Annotated in this window: 25 protein-coding genes; 4 read left to right on the forward strand and 21 right to left on the reverse strand. The window is 63.7% G+C overall.

Annotation, left to right across the window (positions count from 1 at the left end; all coding sequences use genetic code 11):
- Window position 1 precedes the first annotated feature (1 nt).
- Window positions 2-730 (forward strand): aspartate/glutamate racemase family protein, encoded by a 729-nt coding sequence (locus tag GEV38_RS19200; RefSeq protein ID WP_015271178.1) that lies wholly within the window; start codon window positions 2-4, stop codon window positions 728-730.
- 138 nt (window positions 731-868) lie between these two features.
- Here the strand turns inward: GEV38_RS19200 and GEV38_RS19205 are convergent, their stop codons facing one another.
- The 15 genes from GEV38_RS19205 to ccmA all read right to left on the reverse strand — a co-directional run bounded on the left by GEV38_RS19205 (window position 869) and on the right by ccmA (window position 13,220).
- Window positions 869-1,531, reverse strand: a complete 663-nt coding sequence (locus GEV38_RS19205; protein ID WP_015271179.1) for a hypothetical protein — start codon at window positions 1,529-1,531, stop codon at window positions 869-871.
- Window positions 1,532-2,233: 702 nt separating this feature from the next.
- The gene (locus GEV38_RS19210; protein ID WP_003254365.1) at window positions 2,234-2,572 is read right to left on the reverse strand and encodes an FKBP-type peptidyl-prolyl cis-trans isomerase; all 339 of its coding nucleotides are present in this window, start codon (window positions 2,570-2,572) and stop codon (window positions 2,234-2,236) included.
- Window positions 2,573-2,684: 112 nt separating this feature from the next.
- On the reverse strand, window positions 2,685-3,092 hold the full coding sequence (locus tag GEV38_RS19215; protein ID WP_015271181.1) for a GFA family protein: 408 nt from the start codon (window positions 3,090-3,092) through the stop codon (window positions 2,685-2,687).
- 174 nt (window positions 3,093-3,266) lie between these two features.
- On the reverse strand, window positions 3,267-4,055 hold the full coding sequence (locus GEV38_RS19220) for a PhzF family phenazine biosynthesis protein (protein WP_015271182.1): 789 nt from the start codon (window positions 4,053-4,055) through the stop codon (window positions 3,267-3,269).
- 50 nt (window positions 4,056-4,105) lie between these two features.
- Window positions 4,106-5,044 carry a 2-hydroxyacid dehydrogenase gene (locus GEV38_RS19225; RefSeq protein ID WP_015271183.1) on the reverse strand — a complete coding sequence of 313 codons (939 nt, stop codon included), beginning with the start codon at window positions 5,042-5,044 and terminating at the stop codon, window positions 4,106-4,108.
- A gap of 824 nt (window positions 5,045-5,868) precedes the next feature.
- Window positions 5,869-6,285 (reverse strand): hypothetical protein, encoded by a 417-nt coding sequence (locus GEV38_RS19230; protein ID WP_013973557.1) that lies wholly within the window; start codon window positions 6,283-6,285, stop codon window positions 5,869-5,871.
- Window positions 6,286-6,297: 12 nt separating this feature from the next.
- Window positions 6,298-7,488 (reverse strand): c-type cytochrome biogenesis protein CcmI, encoded by a 1,191-nt coding sequence (gene ccmI / locus GEV38_RS19235; RefSeq protein ID WP_015271184.1) that lies wholly within the window; start codon window positions 7,486-7,488, stop codon window positions 6,298-6,300.
- Window positions 7,481-7,969: a cytochrome c-type biogenesis protein gene (locus tag GEV38_RS19240; protein ID WP_003257333.1), complete on the reverse strand. Its 489-nt coding sequence runs from the start codon at window positions 7,967-7,969 to the stop codon at window positions 7,481-7,483. The genes ccmI and GEV38_RS19240 overlap by 8 nt, the downstream gene beginning before the upstream one ends.
- The gene (locus GEV38_RS19245; RefSeq protein WP_015271185.1) at window positions 7,966-8,502 is read right to left on the reverse strand and encodes a DsbE family thiol:disulfide interchange protein; all 537 of its coding nucleotides are present in this window, start codon (window positions 8,500-8,502) and stop codon (window positions 7,966-7,968) included. Before GEV38_RS19245 ends, GEV38_RS19240 begins: the two co-directional genes overlap by 4 nt.
- Window positions 8,499-10,472: a heme lyase CcmF/NrfE family subunit gene (locus GEV38_RS19250; protein WP_015271186.1), complete on the reverse strand. Its 1,974-nt coding sequence runs from the start codon at window positions 10,470-10,472 to the stop codon at window positions 8,499-8,501. The genes GEV38_RS19245 and GEV38_RS19250 overlap by 4 nt, the downstream gene beginning before the upstream one ends.
- An 11-nt stretch (window positions 10,473-10,483) precedes the next feature.
- Complete coding sequence (ccmE, locus tag GEV38_RS19255; protein ID WP_015271187.1) at window positions 10,484-10,939, reverse strand: cytochrome c maturation protein CcmE; 456 nt, start codon at window positions 10,937-10,939, stop codon at window positions 10,484-10,486.
- Window positions 10,936-11,112: a heme exporter protein CcmD gene (gene ccmD, locus GEV38_RS19260; RefSeq protein WP_003257324.1), complete on the reverse strand. Its 177-nt coding sequence runs from the start codon at window positions 11,110-11,112 to the stop codon at window positions 10,936-10,938. The genes ccmE and ccmD overlap by 4 nt, the downstream gene beginning before the upstream one ends.
- Window positions 11,109-11,876 carry a heme ABC transporter permease gene (locus GEV38_RS19265; RefSeq protein ID WP_012273476.1) on the reverse strand — a complete coding sequence of 256 codons (768 nt, stop codon included), beginning with the start codon at window positions 11,874-11,876 and terminating at the stop codon, window positions 11,109-11,111. Before GEV38_RS19265 ends, ccmD begins: the two co-directional genes overlap by 4 nt.
- Before the next feature lie 46 nt (window positions 11,877-11,922).
- Window positions 11,923-12,600 carry a heme exporter protein CcmB gene (gene ccmB / locus GEV38_RS19270; protein ID WP_013973563.1) on the reverse strand — a complete coding sequence of 226 codons (678 nt, stop codon included), beginning with the start codon at window positions 12,598-12,600 and terminating at the stop codon, window positions 11,923-11,925.
- Window positions 12,588-13,220, reverse strand: a complete 633-nt coding sequence (ccmA, locus tag GEV38_RS19275) for a cytochrome c biogenesis heme-transporting ATPase CcmA (protein WP_054573515.1) — start codon at window positions 13,218-13,220, stop codon at window positions 12,588-12,590. The genes ccmB and ccmA overlap by 13 nt, the downstream gene beginning before the upstream one ends.
- 266 nt (window positions 13,221-13,486) lie before the next feature.
- Here ccmA and GEV38_RS19280 point away from each other — a divergent pair, with 266 nt between their 5' ends.
- The 3 genes from GEV38_RS19280 to GEV38_RS19290 all read left to right on the forward strand — a co-directional run bounded on the left by GEV38_RS19280 (window position 13,487) and on the right by GEV38_RS19290 (window position 16,446).
- Complete coding sequence (locus tag GEV38_RS19280; RefSeq protein ID WP_015271188.1) at window positions 13,487-15,043, forward strand: flagellar hook-length control protein FliK; 1,557 nt, start codon at window positions 13,487-13,489, stop codon at window positions 15,041-15,043.
- The gene (locus GEV38_RS19285) at window positions 15,040-15,384 is read left to right on the forward strand and encodes an EscU/YscU/HrcU family type III secretion system export apparatus switch protein (protein ID WP_015271189.1); all 345 of its coding nucleotides are present in this window, start codon (window positions 15,040-15,042) and stop codon (window positions 15,382-15,384) included. The genes GEV38_RS19280 and GEV38_RS19285 overlap by 4 nt, the downstream gene beginning before the upstream one ends.
- Window positions 15,385-15,474: 90 nt before the next feature.
- Window positions 15,475-16,446: a GlxA family transcriptional regulator gene (locus tag GEV38_RS19290; RefSeq protein WP_015271190.1), complete on the forward strand. Its 972-nt coding sequence runs from the start codon at window positions 15,475-15,477 to the stop codon at window positions 16,444-16,446.
- A 12-nt stretch (window positions 16,447-16,458) separates the two neighbouring features.
- On the opposite strand, the gene GEV38_RS19295 is transcribed toward GEV38_RS19290, so the two are convergent.
- From GEV38_RS19295 to GEV38_RS19320, 6 genes are all read right to left on the reverse strand, one after another.
- A complete protein-coding gene (locus tag GEV38_RS19295) occupies window positions 16,459-17,385 on the reverse strand; it encodes a dienelactone hydrolase family protein (protein ID WP_054573514.1) in 927 nt (308 codons plus the stop codon).
- Between the two features lie 71 nt (window positions 17,386-17,456).
- A complete protein-coding gene (locus GEV38_RS19300) occupies window positions 17,457-17,684 on the reverse strand; it encodes a hypothetical protein (RefSeq protein ID WP_015271192.1) in 228 nt (75 codons plus the stop codon).
- Complete coding sequence (locus GEV38_RS19305) at window positions 17,677-18,942, reverse strand: aminotransferase class I/II-fold pyridoxal phosphate-dependent enzyme (RefSeq protein WP_054573513.1); 1,266 nt, start codon at window positions 18,940-18,942, stop codon at window positions 17,677-17,679. The genes GEV38_RS19300 and GEV38_RS19305 overlap by 8 nt, the downstream gene beginning before the upstream one ends.
- Window positions 18,943-18,992: 50 nt before the next feature.
- Window positions 18,993-20,222 carry an MFS transporter gene (locus GEV38_RS19310; protein WP_003257315.1) on the reverse strand — a complete coding sequence of 410 codons (1,230 nt, stop codon included), beginning with the start codon at window positions 20,220-20,222 and terminating at the stop codon, window positions 18,993-18,995.
- 23 nt (window positions 20,223-20,245) lie between these two features.
- The gene (locus GEV38_RS19315; RefSeq protein ID WP_054573512.1) at window positions 20,246-20,968 is read right to left on the reverse strand and encodes a TenA family transcriptional regulator; all 723 of its coding nucleotides are present in this window, start codon (window positions 20,966-20,968) and stop codon (window positions 20,246-20,248) included.
- A gap of 73 nt (window positions 20,969-21,041) precedes the next feature.
- Window positions 21,042-21,617: an N-acetyltransferase gene (locus GEV38_RS19320; protein WP_054573511.1), complete on the reverse strand. Its 576-nt coding sequence runs from the start codon at window positions 21,615-21,617 to the stop codon at window positions 21,042-21,044.
- Between the last annotated feature and the right edge of the window lie 159 nt (window positions 21,618-21,776).

A 21,776-nucleotide genomic window follows, 5' to 3' on the forward strand; every position in this document is an offset into this window, starting at 1 on the left:
CATGCGCATTCTGATCGCCAACGTCAACACCACCGAAGCCATCACCGAAGCCATTGCCGAACAGGCCCGTGCGGTGGCAGCGCCCGGCACGGAAATCATCGGCCTCACCCCATGGTTCGGTGCCGAGTCGGTGGAAGGCAACTTCGAAAGCTACCTGGCCGCCATCGCGGTGATGGACCGGGTACTGGCCTACGAAGGCCCTTATGATGCCGTGATACAGGCGGGTTACGGCGAACATGGCCGCGAAGGCTTGCAGGAACTGCTGAACGTGCCGGTGGTGGACATCACCGATGCAGCCGCCAGCACGGCGATGTACCTGGGCCATGCCTACTCGGTGGTGACCACCCTGGACCGCACCGTGCCGCTGATCGAAGACCGCCTGAAGCTCTCCGGCCTGTATGACCGCTGCGCATCGGTGCGGGCCAGCGGGCTGGCGGTGCTGGAGCTTGAAGCCGACCCACAGCGCGCCGTGGAGGCGATTGTCGAGCAGGCGGAACGCGCCGTGCGTGACGACAAGGCCGAGGTGATCTGCCTGGGTTGCGGCGGCATGGCCGGTTTGGACGAGCAGATCCGCCAGCGCACCGGCGTGCCGGTGGTGGATGGTGTGAGTGCGGCGGTGACCATGGCCGAATCGCTGGTGCGCATGGGCTTGAGTACCTCCAAGGTCCGTACCTATGCCACGCCACGGGTGAAGAAAGTGGTGGGTTGGCCGATGCGGTTCGGGCGCTAACCTTCTATTTGCCTGTGCCGGCCCTTTCGCGGGCTTGCCCGCTCCCACAGGCCCCCACCGCTCTCAAGGGCTGCGCTGTACCTGTGGGAGCGGGCAAGCCCGCGAAGAGGCCGGTACAGGCAAACCATCACCAGCGGATCAGGTCGGGCAACTATGCGCACCGTCATTCAGGCCCTGACGCACGTTGCGGCTGAGCAGGCTGGCCTTGCCGTCGTGCCAGGTCAGGGTCAGGACGTAGAGGGTGTCGAAGTCGTCGCCGCTCCAGTCCTCGGTGATCACCCGCTTTTCACCGAGGGCCTTGCCAGCCACGGCATTGATCAGGTCAGGGAGGTAGCCATGCGACCAGGCGGTGTACACGGTCGCGTTACGGTACTTGTCGCGCAGCAGCTCTTCGGCCAGCGCGTCGGTGTCGTTGGCGCCATAGTCGATGTTTACCGGCAGGCCCAGGCGAATGGCGCTGGGGCTGATGGTCATCAGCGGGCGAATGTAGCTGTAGCTTTGGTCCTTGCTGCCTTCCTCGACATGCCGCGAGGGGTTGGCAGCGAACACGTAGTCGGCCTTGCCAAAGCGCTCGGGGAGCAGGGTAGCCAGGTCCAGCGCACGGTTGAGGCCCTGGCAGTTCAACTGGCCCAGCCCCTCGCCCGGCTTCTCGGCGTGGCGCAGGAACACAAGGGTCTGGGTGCCATCCACCGGTTGCGCCCGGCTTTCGACTGCTTCCAGCGCCAGCGGTACGGCTATGGCTGTAAGCGTCAGGCTCAGCAACCAGTGACGACGACGGCGGAAGAATGTTGGCAACTTCATCAAAACAGGCCCATGTGGCAGAAAGAATCGGGTAGACCCGCCACATCACCCCGCCAACAGCACCGCGGGGCATCCTTGTAGTGAATGCCATCCTTGGCAACGAGTGAGGGTGAGAGTGCCCTGAACCCGTTTGGTTCCTCCCTGGAGGTGGATGCCGTTCCCTAGGCAAGGCTTAGATTAGAGGATGGGTGTTGCTGAAATGTGTCCGTTCGTTACTCGTTGCTCTCGCTGATTACCGTTACGGTGGCCCAGCTGCTTGTTCCATAGAGACAGAGTCGAGAATGGTTACATCAAATACCTGCTCGATAACCTGCTTTGGGCCTTGATTCAGACTCCAGGTGAAGAACACCAGAAAGCCCAGCAAGAACACGAAGAGAATCGAGCCCACGAGACTTTGTGCCACACCCGACCATATGGCTCTTACCCTTTGCGCAGGCGGGAATACGCAGCCTCGAATGCTGCCTTCAGTTCCGAACGGGTCTTTCGGGAGTTGGTAACCACACTCGCCAGTTCGCGTGGTAACGAGATTTCCATTCGCGCGCCTGATGCCACCAACAGCGCGTTCGCTTTGCGTACCACCCGTGAGGAAAAATGCGATTTCATGGATAGGCTACCCTCTTCACTCAGTGAGTCTGCAAGGTTAGCCGTACCCGGGAGGCACCTCAATCAGACACTGGCCGACAGCGCGTGTAGTCCTTTTCCTCAATCATCCCGTGTCAGCACTTCCAGCAATTCGATCTCGAAGGTCAAATCCGAATTCGGCGGAATCGCCCCCACGCTGCGTTCGCCATAGCCCAGGTGCGCCGGTACCAGCAACTTGCGCTTGCCGCCAACGCGCATACCCATCAGGCCTTGATCCCACCCCTTGATTACCCGACCAGTGCCGATCACGCACTGGAACGGCTTGCCGCGCGACCAGGACGAGTCGAACTCGCTGCCGTCGGCCAGCCAGCCGGTGTACTGGGTGGTGATCAGGGCGCCTTTGACGGCGGCTTTGCCATCCCCCTCCACAAGGTCGATGATCTGCAGTTCTTGGCTCACGGGGCATACTCCAACGCTGGAAACAAAGCCGCCCTTTTCTCAGGAATGCACCGGTTTGGCAAGTTCGCGTGGCGTTTCGTGCTGGCGCATCGATCACAGCACGCCGCCTGAATCAGCCGAGCTGCTCGAAGGCTTCCTGGCCAGTCAGTTCCTTGGTCTGGTTGGCGAAGCAATACCAGGCGGGTTTCTGTTCGACGAAGATCTGCAAGTCAAAATGCCATTCCTGGTCGCCGTCGAGCAGGCCGACCGGCACGGCGTGGAAGTCATTGGCCTTGAGCCGGTAGTACAGGTGCGTGCCGCACTGGCCGCAGAAGCCGCGCTGGGCCCAATCGGAAGACTCATAGATGCTGGGCGCGCGCCCTTCGATCACCGGTGGCTGGCTGCAATGCACCACCAGCAATGGGCCGCCGGTCCATTTGCGGCACATGCTGCAGTGGCAGGCGCTGATATGGGTATTGTCGACGGTGACCTTGAGCCGGGTGGCGCCGCACAGGCAGGTGCCGTGTTTTTCCAGGGCCATGGCTGGCTCCTTGAGCGGAAGATGGGCCAGCAAGTATAGATGCCTGTACCGGTCTCATCGCCGGCAAGCCGGCTCCCACCCCGACCGCGCCGTTCTAAGGCCAGTGCAGTACCTGTTGGAGCTGGCTTGCCGGCGATGAGGCAGGCACAGGCAGCACAAGACAGTTGCCCAAGGTCAGATGTACACCGTACCGCGCAGGTACAACGCCGCCCGCCCGCTGATGATCACCCGGCCGTTACCCGGCACTTCGCACTGCAGCTGCCCTTTGCGCACCCCACCCTGCTCGCAGCTCAGCACGTTCCTACCCAGACGCTCGGCCCATATCGGCGCCAGCGAGGTGTGCGCCGAGCCAGTCACCGGGTCTTCGTTCACGCCGACCCGCGGGCCGAACCAGCGGGTGACGAAATCAAAGCCACGGCCTGCCGCGGTAACGGCGATACCGCGCACATCGAAGGCCAACAGCGCAACGAAATCCGGCTTCAGGGTGTCGAGCAACAGGGCGTCATCGATCACCACCACATAGTCGTCACTGCGGTACAGCGCCTGTGCCTGGCCCAGGCCCAGCGCCTGCAACAGGCCCGGCAGCATGTCCACGGCGACCGGCTGCTTGGCCGGGAAGTCCATGGCCAGCAGCCCGTCAGCGTTGCGGCTGACCCGCAGCTCGCCACTGCGGGTGTTGAAACGCAGCACCTGCGCCTGCTCGCCCAGCTGTTCGAACAGCACATAGGCCGAGGCCAGGGTGGCATGGCCGCACAGGTCGACTTCCACGGTCGGGGTGAACCAGCGCAGGTCGAAGGTTTCGCCGTTGCGCACGAAGTAGGCGGTTTCCGAGAGGTTGTTCTCTTCGGCAATGCGCTGCAGCACGTCGTCCGGCAGCCAGCTTTGCAGTGGGATCACTGCCGCCGGGTTGCCCCCGAACGGCTCGGCGGAAAACGCATCGACCTGGAAGATTTCAAGTTGCATGCACACACTCCTTGTTGCCCGATCGCTGCCAGGCAGATGTATGAAAAGGGTTACTGGCGTACCGGAGTCAATACGGCTTCGCCGGCAAAGAACGCCTGCAGGTTGCGCAGCACCAGGGTCACCGTATCGCGCGCCGCCTCCGGCGACTGGCCGGCCACGTGGGGGGTGAGCACGGTGTTGCCAAGGGCCTTGAGAGCATCGGGTACAGCCGGCTCGTCGTCGAACACATCCAGTGCCGCACCAGCCAGCTGGCCATGCTGCAGCGCGGCCACCAGGGCCTGGGTGTCGACCACGCTGGCTCGGGCGATATTCACCAGGTAGCCCTCGGCCCCCAGGGCCTCGAGCACCTGTGCATCGACCAGGTGACGAGTGTTGGCTCCCCCGGGGGTTGCCACCACCAGGATGTCGACGGCGTCGGCCAGGTGCTGCGGGCTGTCGTACCAGGTGTAGGGCACATCCTGGCGCGGCGTGCGGCTGTGGTAGCTGACGGGCATGGCGAAGCCCAGATGGGCGCGCCTGGCGATGGCCAGGCCCACCGCACCAAGGCCGAGAATGCCAAGGCGCTTGCCACTCACCGAGGGGCTGATCACCCGGTTCCATTCGCCCCGGCGGGTACTGGCATCGGCGCGGGGAATGTCGCGCAACAGCGCCAGCAGCAGGGCGAGGGTGTGGTCGGCGACCGCTTCGGCATTGGCCCCGGCGCCGTTGGTGACAGTGATGCCGCGCGCAGCGGCCGCGGCCAGGTCAACCTGTTCGTAGCCAGCACCGATCACGCAGATGATCTGCAGTTTGGACAGCGTGTCGATTTCGCTGGCAGTCAGGCCCAGCGGGCCGCGGGTGAGCACAGCATCTACTTCATGGGCATGGCGCTGGATGGCCTCGGCCCGCAGTTGCGGCGAAGGGGCACGGATCAAACGGTAGCCGGCCTGCTCCAGCATGGGCAGGTAATCATCGACGGTTTCCACCAGCACCAGGACTGTCTTGTGCATGCCACCTCCGGGTCAGTTCGAGGCGACATTATGCGGAGTCACCGGCCAGTACAGTCAACCGAAATAAAGAGGTGAAACTGCACTGTTCTGCTTAGCTCTGCTCTGCTCTGCTCTGCTCTGCTCTTGCTCTTGATCTTGATCTTGATCTTCGCGACTTCAGGAGGCCGAGCAGAGGTCTTGCGGAGGGAGGTGACGGGCATGGATGCCCGTCAAGCGCTGAGGCCCCATGGATGGGGCCTGCAGCGCGTACTCCCGGGAGCAAGACCGGCGCGAGGGAACCCCGGAGCGCAGCGGAGGGGCCGGATGATGGGAGCGCAGCGTTTTTTGGTTACTTTTTGCCGCGTTTGGCAAAAAGTGACTCGCCGTAAGGGCGAAAAGGTGAGTATGCGTCGCCATCGTAAATGGACTATGCGCGAGATCAAGACCAGTACTTTTCCGCTCTTCGCTCTTCGCTCGCCGCTTTCAAGCGTGGGCATCAACAACAAGGTTAACATTCATTTTCGAAGGTGGCGCTTATTCACCTTTCCGCCCTTACGGCGGGTCACTTTTTGTCAAACGCGACAAAAAGTAACCAAAAAACGCTGGCTCCTATCATCCGGCCCCTACGCTGCGCTCCGGGGTTCCCTCGCTACGGGCCTGCTCCCGGGAGTACGCGCTGCAGGCCCCATCCATGGGGCCTCAGCGCTTGACGGGCATCCATGCCCGTCACCTCCCTCCGCAGTCCCTTCGCTCGGCCTCCTGAAGTCGCAATCGGTGGCGCCTGGACTACCGCGCGCTTAAAAGCAAAAGCAAAAGCAACGGCAACGGCAACGGCAACCTTGCAATTATTGGGCGAACGCACGCCCCAGACCACCCGGCACACCGCTGCTGTCAGTCTCCTGCCACGGTCCATCCGGGCTCAGCGACCAGCTCCAGCCGTTGTTGAAGCGGTAGTAGGTCCGCTGGCGGTAGAAGGTATTGGGCTTCTTCTCCAGCACATACACACCCAGCTTCGGGTCCCAATGGCTCGCCCCGCCAGGCGGCGGCGCGAAGCTGGCCGAGGTGCGTGGCATCGGCTTGGGCGTGGCCGCAGGCTTGCTCGGCGCGGGGGCCGGCTGCCTGTCCGGCAAGGGCTTGACCGCCGGCCCCGGCGGCGGCAGGCGCTCGATCGGTGGTTCGGGCTGCTCGTACGGCTCATGCACCGTACACGCAGACAAACCCAGGGCCAGGGTGATCAGGGTCAGGCGGACGATGCTGTGCATGGCATTGCTCTCTTACGGGTCGGGGCTGTCGATGGTCAGGTGCTGGATGGCCTGGGTGGCGCTGGGCAATGGCGTGCCCTGGCCAATCCACTCGCCATGGGTTGGCTGGCCAGCGCGTGATACACGTGCAACGAGTTGGACTTCGGCAAAGTCCGACAGTTTCATCTGCGGCATCATGGCGTCAGCATCGGACAGTTCCACCTCGATCGGCAACTGCGCCACAGTCACCCGCTTGGCCGCCAGCGGCATGGGTGGGCCATTGCTGGCGCGGGCGAAGATGAATACCGTGTCGTCCGGCTTGACCTTGTCCTTCAAGGCCGCAGCCAGTTCCACGCGCACCTTCAAGCGAGCCGCCACGGGCGCCGCAGCCTGCCCCGGCGAACCGCCCAGGCGCTCGGCAGCGCGGTCGATACCGCCCTGTAGCGCCGCACGCGAGGTATCACCTTCCGGCAGTTGCGCCAGCAGGCGCTTCCAGTAATCGATGGCTTCCTGGTAACGCTCGCCCTCGAAGGCAGCGATACCACGCAGGCCCAGGCTGGTCACTTCGTTGGGGTCGGCTTTCAGCGCCTCGTCAGTCAGCGCCTGCAGCTGCGGGCTCCATTTCTTGTCGGCAGCGAAGTACAGCGCCTGTGCCCATTGCCCGAGCAATTCGGGCTGGCGACCGGCCAGGGCCACGGCGCGCTCGAATGTACGCGCGGCATCGGCGGGGCGCTGCTCGGCCATGTAGGCTCGGCCCAGGAAGTACACGGCCTCGGCCGAATCCGGCTGGGCCTGCACCACCCGCTCCAGGCGGGCAGTCATTTCTTCCATCGATTTGGGCGCTTCGGCAAACTCCTGGGTCAGCTCAACCTTGTCGGCCGCGCCGAAATGCAGGTACAGCCCCAATGCCAGCAGCGGCACAAGCAGCGCCGCCAGCAACGGCAGGGCCTTGCCCAAGTGGCCCTGACGCGGGGCCTCGGCACCTTCGGTATCCGCCAGCAGCTCACGGGCGGCCTCGTCACGGCCTTTGGCCATTTGCGCCTCATCGAGCACGCCGGCGGCCTGCTGGGCAGCCAGTTCGGCGACGCGTTCCTGGTACAGGGCCACGTTCAGGGCGGTGCGGTCTTCTTCCTGCTGGCGGCCACGGCCACGCAGGATCGGGATCAGCAGGAAGCTGAGGGCAGCGAGCAGCAGCAGGCCCGCGCTAAGCCAGAATTCAATCATGGGTCTGTTCTTTTTCCAGCAATTTGGCGAGACGCTCGCGTTCTTCGGCGGACAACTCGTTGGCGCCCTGCACGGCCGCACTGCGGCGCCGGCGCACGATCAGCGCCAGCACCACGAAACCACCAGCCAGCAAAATCCCCGGGCCGAACCACAGCAGCCAGGTACGCCCGCTGAGCGCCGGCTTGTAGCGCACGAAGTCGCCATAGCGGTCGACCATGAAGTCGACGATCTGCTGGTTGCTCTTGCCCTCGCCGAGCATGCGGAAGATTTCCCGACGCAGGTCGGCGGCAATCGGCGCGTTGGAGTCGGCGATGTCCTGGTTCTGGCACTTGGGGCAGCGCAGCTCTTTGGTCAGCTGCTGGTAGCGCTCACGCTCGGCATCGTCGCGGAACTGGTAGGTGTCGATGGCCGCCTTGGCCACGCCTGCCAGGCTCAACCCCATGAAGAGCCCCAGCACGGCAGCTGCCAGCCCCCTCTTCATGGCCTGGCCTCGTCGACCAGGCCCTGGTACAGCGGCGCCAGCTGCTCACGCCAGACCGTGGCATCGACCACGCCCACGTGCTTGTAGCGGATGATGCCCTTGGCATCGATCAGGAAGGTTTCCGGCGCGCCATACACGCCCAGGTCCAGGCCCAGGCTGCCCTGCTCGTCACGAATGTCCAGCTGGTACGGGTTGTGGAACTCGGCCAGCCACTTCAGGGCCGCCGCATTGTCGTCCTTGTAGTTGACGCCGTGGATCACCACACCCTGCTGGGCCAGCTGGTTCAGGTACGGGTGCTCTACCTTGCACGACGGGCACCAGGTGGCCCACACGTTGACCAGTGCCGGGCGGCCCCGCAAGTCGGCCTCGGTCAGGGTACGGTCGCCCTGGGTCGAGGCCAGGGAAAACGCCGGGAACGGCTTGCCGATCATTGCCGAGGGCAGCTCGTCGGGCTTGAGGAACAGCCCTTTGTAGAGGAACACCGCCACCAGCAGGAATACCGCCAGGGGGACTACCATGATCCAACGCTTCATGCAGCTGCTCCAGACACGCCCAGGGCATCACGCACCCGGGTCTTGACCTTGACGCGATAGCGCCGGTCGAGGGCCGCCAGCAACCCGCCCAGGCCGGTCAGCAGACCGCCCAGCCAGATCCAGCGGACGTAAGGCTTGATATGCACGCGTACTGCCCAGGCGCCGTTCTCCAGCGGCTCGCCGAGGGCGACGTACAGGTCGCGGGTAAAGCCGGCGTCGATGCCGGCTTCGGTCATCATCGACTGCTGCACGGTGTACAGGCGCTTCTCCGGGTGCAGGGTGGTCACTTCACGGCCATCGCGGCTGACCACCACGGTGCCCTTGTCGGAGATGAAGTTCGGCCCTTCGAAGTGCCGGGCCCCCTGGAACAGGAAGTGGTAACCGCCCAGCTCCACGCTCTCGCCCGGTGCCATGCGCAGGTCGCGTTCAGCGCTGTTGTTGCTCGACAGCACCACGCCCAGCGCGCACACCGCCAGGCCCAGGTGCGCCAGCTGCATGCCCCAGTAGCTGCGACCCAGGCCAGGCAGGCCCTTGAGCAGGCCTTTGTGACGGGTCTTGTCGAGAATGTCGCGCAGCCCGCCAAGCACCACCCAGGCGGCCAGGGCGAAGGCGGTCAGGGTCGGCCAGTCGAAGTCGTCGACGATAAAGCCTGCCACCGGCGCGAGGATGGCGCTGCCGAGCAGCACCGGGGTCATCATGCTGGCCAGCCATTTACCGGGGGTGTCTTTCCAGCGCACCACCACGCCCACGCCCAGCACCACCATCAGCAGTGCCATCAGCGGCAGGAACAAGGCGTCGAAATACGGTGGGCCGACCGACAGCTTGGCACCGGTCAACGCATCGAGCACCAGCGGGTAGAGGGTGCCGAGCAGAATCATCGAGGCCGCCACTACCAGCACCAGGTTGTTGGCCAGCAGCAGCGTCTCGCGCGACCACAGGGCAAAGCCGACCTGGCTCTTGACCACCGGTGCGCGCAGGGCGAACAGAGTGAGCGAACCACCGACCACGAACAGCAGGAAGATCAGGATGAAAATGCCCCGCGACGGGTCGGCGGCAAACGCATGCACCGAGGTCAGGACACCGGAGCGCACCAGGAAGGTACCCAGCAGGCTCAGCGAGAACGCGGCAATCGCCAGCAGCACGGTCCAGCTCTTGAATACCCCGCGCTTTTCGGTCACCGCCAGCGAGTGGATCAGCGCCGTACCCACCAGCCAAGGCATGAACGAGGCGTTTTCCACCGGGTCCCAGAACCACCAGCCACCCCAGCCCAGTTCATAGTAGGCCCACCACGAACCCAGGGTAATGCCGACACCGAGGAAGGCCCAGGCAACGATGGTCCAGGGCCGCGACCAGCGCGCCCAGGCGGCGTCCAGGCGGCCACCGAGCAAGGCGGCGATGGCGAAGGCGAAGGCCACCGAGAACCCGACGTAGCCCATGTACAGCATCGGCGGGTGGACGATCAGGCCAAAGTCCTGCAACAGCGGGTTGAGGTCGCGGCCATCGGTCGGCACCTGCGGCAGCAGGCGCTGGAACGGGTTGGAAGTGATGATCAGGAAGCTCAGGAAGCCCACGCTGATCATGCCCATTACCGCAAGCACGCGGGCCAGCATCACCTGCGGCAACTGCCGCGAGAACACCGACACGGCGAAGGTCCAGCCGCCGAGGATCAGCGCCCACAGCAGCAGCGAACCTTCGTGCGCCCCCCACACGGCACTGAACTTGTAGTACCAGGGCAAGGCGCTGTTGGAGTTGCTGGCCACATAGGCGACCGAGAAGTTGTCGGTCATGAAGGCATGGGTCAGGCAGGCGAAGGCAAAGGCCAGGAAGGCGAACTGCCCCCAGGCAGCCGGTCGCGCCAGGCTCATCCACAGGCTGTCGCCACGCCAGGCGCCGAGCAGCGGCACGCTGGCCTGCACGGCAGCAAAGCAGATGGCCAGGATCATCGCCAGCTGGCCGAGTTCGGGGATCACCAGCGCCGCGTTCATGGCCTGGCCTCCCCGCCGGTGGCGGCCTGGCCGCTTTCCTTCAGGGCCTTGGTAACCTCGGGCGGCATGTACTTCTCGTCGTGCTTGGCCAGTACTTCATCGGCCACCACCACGCCATCGGCGTTGAGCTTGCCGAGGGCGACGATGCCCTGCCCTTCGCGGAACAGGTCGGGGAGGATGCCACGGTAGGTGATCGGCACCGACTTGTTGAAGTCGGTGACCACGAAACGCACGTCCAGCGAATCGGACGAACGCTGTACCGAACCTTTCTCGACCATGCCGCCGGCGCGGATGCGGGTGTCCAGCGGCGCTTCGCCGTTGGCGATCTGGGTCGGTGTGTAGAACAGGTTGATGTTCTGCTGCAATGCGCTCAAGGCAAAGCCGACGGCAACCCCGACGCCGACCAGCAGGCCGACGATGAGCAACAGGCGTTTCTTGCGCTGCGGATTCACTGGTTGTTCTCCCGGCGCAAACGGCGCGCCTCATCTTGCAGGTAGCGACGGCGGGCCAGCACGGGCGTGGCGACATTCAGCGCCAGCACCGCCAGGCAGATGCCATAGGCCGTCCACACGTACAGGCCATGGTGGCCCATGGCGAGAAAGTCACCGAAGGTGGCGAAACTCATTGTGCGGCCCTCCGCCCCAGGCTGTTCAATACTTCATCCTTGACCCAACTGGCGCGCGCTTCGCGCTTGAGTACTTCAAGGCGCATGCGCAGCAACAGCACCGCGCCGAAGAAGCAGTAGAAGCCCAGCGCCGTGCACAGCAGCGGCAACCACATTTCTGCGGGCATCGCCGGCTTTTCGGTGAGGGTGAAGGTGGCGCCCTGGTGCAGGGTGTTCCACCACTCCACCGAGTACTTGATGATCGGGATGTTCACCACGCCGACGATCGCCAGTACCGCACAGGCCTTGGCTGCACTGTCACGATTACTGATTGCCTGGCCCAGCGCAATAATGCCGAAGTACAGGAACAACAGGATGAGCATGGACGTCAGCCGGGCATCCCAGACCCACCAGCTTCCCCAGGTGGGCTTGCCCCAGATGGCCCCGGTGACCAGTGCCACGGCGGTCATCCAGGCACCGATGGGGGCGGCGCATTGCAAGGCGACGTCGGCCAGTTTCATCTTCCATACCAGCCCCACCACCCCGGCCACTGCCAGCAGCACGTAGCAGGACTGCGCCAGCATCGCCGCCGGTACGTGGATGTAGATGATGCGGAAGCTGTTGCCTTGCTGGTAGTCCTGGGGGGCGAAGGCCAGGCCCCAGGTGATGCCGACCAGCAGCAGGAGCACGGCAGCGCCGGCAAGCCACGGCAGCATGCGGCCGCTGATGGCATAGAACCATTTGGGGGAGCCCAGCTTGTGGAACCACGTCCAGCTTATTTTCATCAGGGTACATCCAGGGTATTGGCCGGGCTTGGAAGCCCGGGACTCGTTATTCGCCGACGCTGATCTTCAGGCCGGCCGCTATCGCAAAGGGTGCCAGGGTCACGGCCAGGGCCGTCAGGCTGGCGAGCCAGAGCAAGTGGCCGGTTGCCGGCATATTCTGCAACGCCGCTTGCAACGCACCACTGCCCAGGATCAATACAGGGATATACAACGGCAGAATCAGCAATGCCAGCAGCAAACCGCCGCGTTTCAGACCGACTGTCAGCGCCGCGCCCACCGCGCCCAAAAGGCTCAGCACCGGCGTACCCAGCAGCAGCGAACCGAGCAGCACCGGCAGGCAATGGCTAGGCAGCCCCAGCATCAGCGCCAGCAGCGGCGCCAACAATACCAGCGCCAGCCCGGAAAAGATCCAGTGTGCCAGCACCTTGGCCAGCACCAGCAGCGCCAACGGGTGCGGCGACAGCACCCACTGTTCCAGCGAGCCGTCCTCGAAATCGCTGCGGAACAGGCCGTCCAGCGACAACAGCACCGCCAGCAGTGCCGCCACCCAGACCAAGCCTGGCGACAAGGTTTGCAACAATTGGCTTTCCGGGCCGACTGCCAGCGGGAACAGCGCAACCACGATGGCGAAGAATACCAACGGGTTGGCCAGCTCGGCCGGGCGGCGGAACAGCAGGCGCGCTTCGCGGCGCAACAACAGGATGAATACGCTCATGCCGCCCATTGCCCCAGGTTCAGTTCACGGTAACCGGAGGGCTTGCGTTCCAGCGTGTGGTGGGTGGTCAGCACTACGGTGCCGCCCTGCTCGCAGTGGGCCGCCAGGTGCGCCTCGAGCTGCGCCACGCCCTGCTTGTCGAGGGCGGTGAAGGGTTCGTCGAGGATCCACAGCGGCGGGCTGGCCAGGTACAGCCGGGCCAGGGCCACGCGGCGCTGCTGGCCGGCAGACAGGGTGTGGCAGGGCACGTCTTCGAAACCACGCAGGCCGACGCCCGCCAGTGCCGCCCAGATCGCCTCGCGGCTGGCCGGCTGGTGCAGGGCGCACAGCCAGGTGAGGTTCTCCTCGGCGGTGAGCAGGTCCTTGATGCCCGCTGCATGGCCGATCCACAACAGGATGCTGGCCAGGGCGTGGCGCTGCTCGGCCAGTGGCTTGCCACCCAGCAGGATCTGCCCGGCCGTCGGCTGCATCAGGCCGGCCAGCAAGCGCAGCAGGCTGGTCTTGCCGCTGCCGTTGGGGCCGCTGATCTGCAGCATGTCGCCGGGCCGCAGCTCGAAAGCGAGGTGCTCGAACAGCAGGCGCCAGTCGCGCTCGCAGGCCAGGCCCGCGGCTTGGAGGTGAAGGGTCACGGTTTCGCCTTATCTTTGTAGGGCTCCGGAGCGGTGTCGCCTGCTTCGCGGGCACGCCCGCTCCCACAAGGTTTCACGCAAGGCTTGAAAGCTGCGCAACCCCTTGTAGGAGCGGGTTCACCCGCGAAGCAGGCGACACGGCCCTGGAGCCCTGTATCTCAAGTCGCCCCCCTCGCTGCCGTTATACTGGCAACGACGGACGGTCGGCATTATTACACGCGCCGCCGCGCTGCCAAGAGGGCGGGTTCGACAGGTTGTATACAATCATGACTGAAATCAATAGTCTCGGCGCACAAACCGCAATCAGCCCCCAGGCCATCAAGGCGGGCATGACCGGCGAACTGCTGCGCCTGACACAACCGCAACCCGGCTTGATGGCCCCCGGCGAGACCGCCCAGGCCGAAGTCATGTCGTTGCGCCAGGTGGGCCAGGATTTTCAGCTGGTGCTGCGGCTGATGCAGGCCAACGGCACCCAGACCCAGCTGCAAGCCAGCGCCAGCCAGCCCCTGCCCCAGGGCAGCCAGGTCACGGTCAGCCAGACCGAAAGCAACCGCCTGGCGATCATGCTGCAGCAGGCCAGCGCCAGCCAGGTCGCCACCCTCACCCGCCTGGACACCAGCAAAGTGCCGGTCGGCACCCTGCTGCAGGGCAAGGTCCTGACCAACCAGGCGCTGGCCCAGGCGCCCGGCCAGCCAGCCGTCTACCGGGCGCTGGTCAGCCTGCTCAACAGCGCCCAGGCCGGCGCTACCCTGAGCGTGGACAGCCCGCGCCCGCTGGCCGTTGGCAGCCTGCTCAGCGCGCTGGTGCAGGGCGACCAGTCGCTGCGTTTCGTACCGCTCAGCGGCCGCCAGGACCAGCTCAGCATTGCCCAGCAGCTGCTGACCCAACAAAACCGCCAGGCTTCGCTGCCCGGCCTGCTCAATGCCCTGCAACAGGTGGCCCGCGACCCGGGCGCCGATGGCGAATTGCGAGCCAGCGCCGAACGCCTGCTGGCGAGCCTGCCAGAAGCCCGGCAACTGGGTGATGCCAAGGCAGTGGCGCAGGCCCTGAACAACAGCGGTGCCTTTCTCGAAGCCAAACTGCTGGGCGGTTTCCCGGCCAGCGTCGCCACCGACCTCAAGGCCCACTTGCTGCGGCTGATCACCATCACGCCGGCAAGCGTACCCGGGGCGCCCAACCTGGCGCCCGCCAGCCTGGCCGTTACCATGCCGGTCCTGGCCCGCAGCGCGCTGGGCATGCTCGAACGGGTCAGCCCCAAGCCGCAGCCGGGCGCATTCCCGCTGCCGTCGCGCCTGCTCAAGGCCATGGAGGACGAAGGCGACCTGCAACAATTGCTACGCCTGGCCGCCGCTGCCGTATCGCGCCTGCAAAGCCATGCCATGAGCAGCCTGCAACAAACCGGTACCCTGGAAAACGGCAACCTGCAGACCACCTGGCAAACCGAAGTGCCGATCCGTCACGGCCAGGAGTTCATCCCGTTGCAGGTCAAGCTGCAGCGCGAGGAAACGCCACAACAGCAGGCCGACCGCCAGCAGGAGTCAGCCGACCCGCTGCAAGCCCTGTGGCGTATCGAGCTGGCTTTCGACCTCTCGCCCCTTGGCCCGGTGCAGGTCCAGGCACAACTGAGCCAAGGCCGCCTGGGTGGCCAGCTTTGGGCGGAACGCGAGGCGACAGCCCGGCTGATCGACAGCCAGCTCGGCAGCTTGCGCGAACGCCTGTTGGCGCGGGGCCTGGATGTGGGTGATCTGGAATGCCATCCTGGTATCCCACCACAAGGCCCGCGTACGCGGGTAGAACAACGTTGGGTGGATGAGAACGCATGACGCACCAACCTGCACGCCAGGCGATTGCCCTGTTCTACGACGGGCAGCAAGCTCCGACCCTCACCGCCAAGGGTGACGATGCGCTGGCCGAGGCCATCCTGGCATTGGCCCGGGAACACGAGGTGCCGATCTACGAAAATGCCGAGCTGGTGCGTCTGCTGGCGCGCCTGGAGCTGGGGGACCAGATACCGGAGGCGCTGTATCTGACCATCGCCGAAATCATCGCCTTTGCCTGGCACCTGCGGGGCAAGGTGCCCGCGGGCTTCGATGACGAACCTGCCGCCCCAGGGCCTGTGCCACCGCTCCTGGGAAGGCTGCTGCCAGAAGGCGAAGGCACCTGACCACCTGGTATTCATGCAAATTGCCTTTTTGCGCCATATTGGTAACGTGCCGCTCAAGGTCAGGCGCTTGGCGATGTAAGGAATACTGTAATGCGTACCATCTGGTTCTTGCTGCTTCCGGGCACCCACATCCTTGATCTCGGCGGCCCGTTACAAATCATGGCGAGCCTTGAAGAACTCCAGCTGGCTCCGGTCAACGTACGTTGCATAGCCGCCAGACAACAAGTCAGCAGTTTTCAGGGCGTGACACTGAGTGGCCTGCACCAGTTGCCTGACCGGCTGGCACCGCAGGACTTGCTGTTCGTGGTGGGCAACAAGCTCTCTGCGACACCCGCCGATACCGCGATATTGACCGCCACAGCCCGGTGGCTGGCGCAGGTGGTCAGGCAAACGCCGGATATACAACTGTGCTCCATATGCACCGGTGCGTTTCTGCTGGGCGAAGCTGGCTTGCTGGATGGCCGGCAATGCACCACGCACCATCGTTACGTCGACTTGCTGCGAACGCGCTACCCAGCAGCCAAGGTGCTGGAGAACCGCCTGTTCGTCGAGGATGATGGCGTGTTCACCTCGGCAGGCGTGTCCAGCGGAACCGACCTGGCGCTGCACATCGTCAGCCTGCAATTTGGCAAGGTAGTAGCCAACCAGGTGGCGCAGGAACTGGTCATCTACCGTCGCCGCGCCGGCGAAGATGTGCAACTGCGCGCGGCAGACCTGGCGCGCAACCACATCCACCCGTTGGTGCATGCAGCCCAGGACTACATGGATGCACACCTGGGTACCAACTTCAGCTTCGAACAACTGGCCAGCCAGTTCAATGTGAGCTACCGGCACCTGGCGCGGCTGTTCCGCGATAATACCGGCCAAACGCTGCAGAACTACCTGCGCGCCCAACGCATCGACCTGGCCCGTGAGCTTTTGCGCGGCAGCCATCTCAACGTGGAACAGATCGCCGAGCGTTGCGGCTACGGCAGCAGCCATGCCTTTCGCCTGGCATGGCGCCAGGAAATGCCGCAGCCGCCACTGCAGTTTCGCCATGCTCTGGCTAACGAGGGCGCCTAGATCTTTGTGCTGCTACCGCTCGCTTATCGCAGTCGGGGCGAAGCTTTCGGTGAAGAACTCCACCACGGCCCGGCGCGAAGCGTCGCGCGCTGCCGGGTCAGGTGCCGAACGCCCCACGCCTCCCTGGCCACGGTGCAGGAACGGGTCCTGATACTCCTGTGCAGCCTCCAACCCATTGAAGCCGTGCTCTGCGCCGGGGTACACCAGCACCTGCGCCCGCGCCTGGTCTTCGCTGGGCAGGTTTGAAATCAACGACGAACAGGCACGCGGGTCATCGTCGTACTGGTCGTTTTCGCCCACCAGCACCAGCAAGCGCGCCGGGGCCAGATGCTTGAAGGTATAACCTGGCACACGGTTGTAACCCCAACACACGGGGTAGAACGCGGCCATCGAGATGGGACGAACACCTGAGGCTTTCTCCAGTTCGTCATTGATGGGAGCAGAGGCGGCGAGCATGGCCTGTACGCCACCCCAGGAAAACCCGAGCACGCCCACGCGTTTGTCATCGACACCGGGTTGCTTGGCCAGGTAAGCCAGGGCGCCTGCCAGGTCCGGCAGGGTATCGTGCACACGTGGTGGCCGCCCTTGTGCACCGCCCGCAAGCCTGCGCGCGCCCCACATATCCAACTCCAGCGTAGCGATGCCGCGGGCATTGAGGTCGCCGCCATGCAACGGGCCGCGCGAATCCATGCCCGCCGAGCCATGCAGGATGATCACCGCCGGTACCGGGCCCGCACCGTTGGCCGGCAGCGACAACACAGCCGGAACCCGAATCGGTATCGCCTTGCCAGCGGATGGCAGTGGCTGACTATAGAAAGAGACAAGCCGTTTGCTGACAGTGGCAACGGTGCCGCTATCGGTGGCGGCGACCTCAGCCCGGGCCGCTGCGAACGGAAGCGCACAGCCAAGCACCAAGCTGATGGCCATTACTTTGAACATCTGGTTACCCCTGAACGTCATGAGCGGGTGTTGAACCGGCACCCGTTATCGAAAATTGGCGGCGCCTGGCATCAGCCGCACATCGTCATTACTGCCAGGCCATCGACATGCCATTGGGTGAATGCCAACGGGTCGAGCATCGCCATGCCTGTCATCACGCAACTCGCCAGCACAAAAGCCACGGCATAAAAACGCACTTCCTTCGCGCAGGCCGTGCCATATACCGCGATCAATGCAAGGATCTGCACCCCCACGGCGAACACGCCGATGCCGAATCCTGAAGCGAGCAGTTCAGCCATTGAACACCGCGTTCCAGGGACGGCCGGCCGTCGCTGCCATGGACCTTTGCGAGGACACGGCCCGGAAGGCCTGTTGCAGGTCGGCCTTGATATCGTCAACACGCTCCAGGCCGACACACAACCTGATCAAACCATCCGTGATACCCGCCTGTTGGCGTGCCTGTGCGTCCAACCGCCCGTGTGTGGTTGTGGCCGGATGCGTGACCATGCTGCGGGTGTCGCCGATGTTGGTACAGCGCGCCACACAACGCAGTTCGTCAATCCATTGCCAGGCTGCGGCCTGGCCCCCGACGATCTCGAAAGCCAATAGCCCGCCATGGCCGTCCTGCTGGCGGCATGCCAATGCATGCTGGGGGTGGTGTTCAAGGCCGGTGTAATGGACTTCAGTCACCAGGTCCTGATCCATAAGCCAGCGTGCCAGCTCAAAGGCGCTCTCCTGCGCCCGCATCATTCTGACTTCGAGGGTTTCCAGGCTTTTGAGCAGCAGCCAGGCGTTGAACGGGCTGCAAGAAATGCCCAAGGTACGCAGAACACCCCGCAACACCTGCAGGAGGCTTTGCGAACCGGTCACGACGCCCGCCAATGCACGCCCCTGGCCATCCATGTACTTGCCAGCGGAGTGGATGACCAGGTCCGCTCCCAGTGTGTGTGGCCGCTGAAAAACAGGGGTCAGCAAGGTGTTGTCCACCACCAGCAATGCCCCTTTTTCATGTGCCAGCATGCTTATGGCGCGGATATCACCGATTTTCAGCAGCGGGTTGGATGGCGACTCCAACACCACCAGGCGGGTCCTGCCGTCAATTGCTGACTTCCACTGCGCCAGGTCTGTCAAATCGACGAATCGGGCCTCGATCCCGAAGCGGGCCATGTAGTAGCTGAAGGCATTGACCGTAGTGCCGAACACGTCCCGGCTGCAGACGATGTTGTCGCCTTGCTGGAGAAAGGCGTGACAAAGCGCGGTGAAAGCGCCCATACCAGAAGCGAACGCCACTGCGCTTTCAGCGCGTTCGAGCGCTGCCACACGGCTTTCAAACGCTTGGACGGTCGGGTTGGTGAACCGGCTGTATACATTGCCTTGCTGCTGGCCGCTGAAGCGCTCGCATGCCTCTTTGGCTGAAGCGAAGGTATAGGCGGACGTCATGGCCAACGGCTCACAGAACACATCGGACAGGTCGCTGGCCCGGTGAGCATGCAACGCCCTGGTTGCATTGAAATCAGTTGCGTTGAAATCATCCAGGCCAATCACGGTCGATTGCATGGTTATGCGCCTCCTTGTTTGCATTGAACAATGCGCAATTGATCGGTGGACTATTCAGGTTCGGCGAGTTGAGTGGCCAGGGTTTCGCTTGAAGGGCGAACCGCTACCAGCCACAAGGACGCCAGGGCAGCCACCGCCGTGGCCGTGGCCAGGCCGGCCAAGGTCAGCTGGTAGCTTTGATGCCGGTCGAAATCCAGTGCGCCCAGCTGCGTGGCTACCAAAGCGCCAAGTTGGTGTACCAGGAACAGCATCCCAAACACCTTGCCTTTGATTTCGGCGCCATACAGCGCGAAGCAGAAGGCAGACGTGAGCACCACCGTTCCGAGGTAACTGGCGCCAAACAGCACAGCGAACACGTACGTTCCGAGGGGCCCGGGCGTGGTCAGCAGCACGATGACCGCAGCGGTTCGCAGCAGGTAGAACATCATCAACAGCAGCCCCTTGTTGTAGCGTGTGGCCAACCAACCCGCCAGCAGGCCGCTGACCAGTTCCAGCACACCCAGCAGGCTCAGGCCGCTGGCCTGCACCGAACTGGGCAGCGCCTCACCCTGCCAGAACGACACCAGATGAACATCGATGAACGCCATGGTGGCACCACAACTGGCGAAACTGAGCGCCAGCACGAAGAAGCGCGGGTCACGCAGCAGAAACATCACCGGATGCCTGACCTTTGCCGCCTGCGGGTCGGGCTTCAGCGGCACGGTGCGGGATACCCAATACAGCGCCAGGCTCAAAGGCACCAGGAAGATCAGGCCAACCCAAGAGAACACCGACTGCCAGGGCACGCTCTGCTGCAGCATGATCCACAACGGCGACAGCACGATGAAGCCGATGGACGTGCCGTTGGTGACGAATGCGAAAGCGAAGGCCTTGAACCGTTCGGCGACCAGGCGATCGACCAGAATACCCATGGGTACATAGGTCATCGCCGCAAGGGCAAAGGCTCCAAGCAGGCCATACACCAGGGTGAACACCAGCAGGTGCGTGCCGGCGAAGGTCACGCCCAGCAGCACCACCCCGCCGCTGAGACTGCCAAGGGCCACCGTGCTCAAGGGGCCAACCCGGTCGCTCAGCCACCCCACCACGGGCGACACCAGGCCAATGGTCAGGACGAACAGCGATCCTGCGGTGGCCAAGGCTGCGCGCCCCTCGCCAAAGTGCGAGGCCAGGTCGACGAAGTAGACTTGGTACAACCCTTTCAATGCGCTGGACAGAAACATCACCACGAAGCCGACTACCAGCACCGAGACGATCAAGGTAGAGCTGAATTTCTGTTTCATGGCCAATCCTTATCGTGTGGGCATTACACCGCCTCGGCTTGCGGAGCTCGGCAATAGGCCTGGTACATGTTTTCGTACATTGCGTAGAACAGCCGGCAGGTGTGGTCTACCGCCTGCAACGCCTCTTCCTGCGTCTGCGCGGTGGTGCACAACTGCGAGACAAGGTCCAAGCCTTCATTGACGTGGCCCACGTCTTCCTTCTGGTGCACCGAGAAGAACAGCAGGTCCTGTTCGGTCAGGCCATAGGCTCGCCCCAGCAACACGTGCCGTGCATCTCCAGCGACGGTCTCGAGGTTCTGCCCCTCGCTGGCGATCATCACTGCTGCTGCACCAATGTGATAACGCGCCGGGTCCCGTACCGCCTGCAGGCGGAAATCGATCAACTCCCGGGTGGCTGGCAGCGGTTGCTCGGCATCACGCTCGGCATCGGTGATACCGAGTGCCCGCAGGAAGTTCTGCATGAGCACGACATGGTTATCTGTGCGCGAAAGCCGGCCGGTTTCTTCTTCGAAGCAATTGGTGATCAATGCCCGCTTGTGGGCGGGCAGCGGGCAATGAAAGAACAAGTGCTCGACATAAGTCAGGAAATACTTGGTGAGCTGGTAGCCTTGCAGCGCGACCTTGCGCAGCAGCAGCCGGTTGCCCTCGGGCGCAAGCAATTCCTCGAATATCGGGTGGGACAAGGTCAGATGGTGGTGCAGTTTCTGCTCCAACTGATCGCGAAAATCTGCAGTAGATAAGGCCATTGGGGCGTTCCTTGGATGAATGAGCAGTTGCCGTTGACGGGGATGACCGCAGGCGGGGTCAATGAAGGGCAATTCAGTGCAGGTTGAGTCGCAGCGCAAGGCTTTCCACGGTCTGGGCCATGTAATGGCCGCGATGCTTCACGCCATCGACCCGCGCGTAGTCGTCAAGCACGCCGTAGGTCTGAAACCCGAAGGATTGCCATAACCGGTGTGCACGAGTGCCCTCGCGCACATCCAGGGTCAACAGCTCGATACCTTGGGCCTGGCACAAGCGCACGACTTCGCTGAAAGCCCGTGCCACCAGGCCGGACCCGCGATAGGCCGGATGCACCACGCCCTTGCTAAGGTCGGCAATATGCCGGCAGTTCGGCATGCTGCTGCGCGAAAGGATGACCAGGCATGCCGGCCCTGCCATTGCCTTGCCGAGCAGGACGTGGGTATCGCCGCCACGGATGCGCTCTTGCAGCGAGGCCGTGAATTCGACGCTCTGCCCGGCAGACATCTCGTGCTCGTAACCCAGAACACCGCCATCGCCAACCGTGCTGTTGATGAGTTGCATGATGGCTGGCGCGGTATGGCTGTCAGCCTGGCGCAACCACTGCAACTGTGGTTCGCCGGGGGCCAACTGCTTTGAAGAGAGGGTGTTCATTGCGTAAATCCCTTGTGCGTACAGGCAGGGATTTAAACGTTTAAGTAAGACCCCGGGTAAGAAGGGAACCGGACAGGAAACGGAAGGATAGTGACATACATGCAAAATGCCATCAGCGACCGTGGCCAGGTGCGATGAGAACGGTCAGGTCCTGTACCG

It is taken from the genome of Pseudomonas sp. 13159349 (assembly GCF_013305685.1).
Classification (GTDB): domain Bacteria; phylum Pseudomonadota; class Gammaproteobacteria; order Pseudomonadales; family Pseudomonadaceae; genus Aquipseudomonas; species Aquipseudomonas asiatica.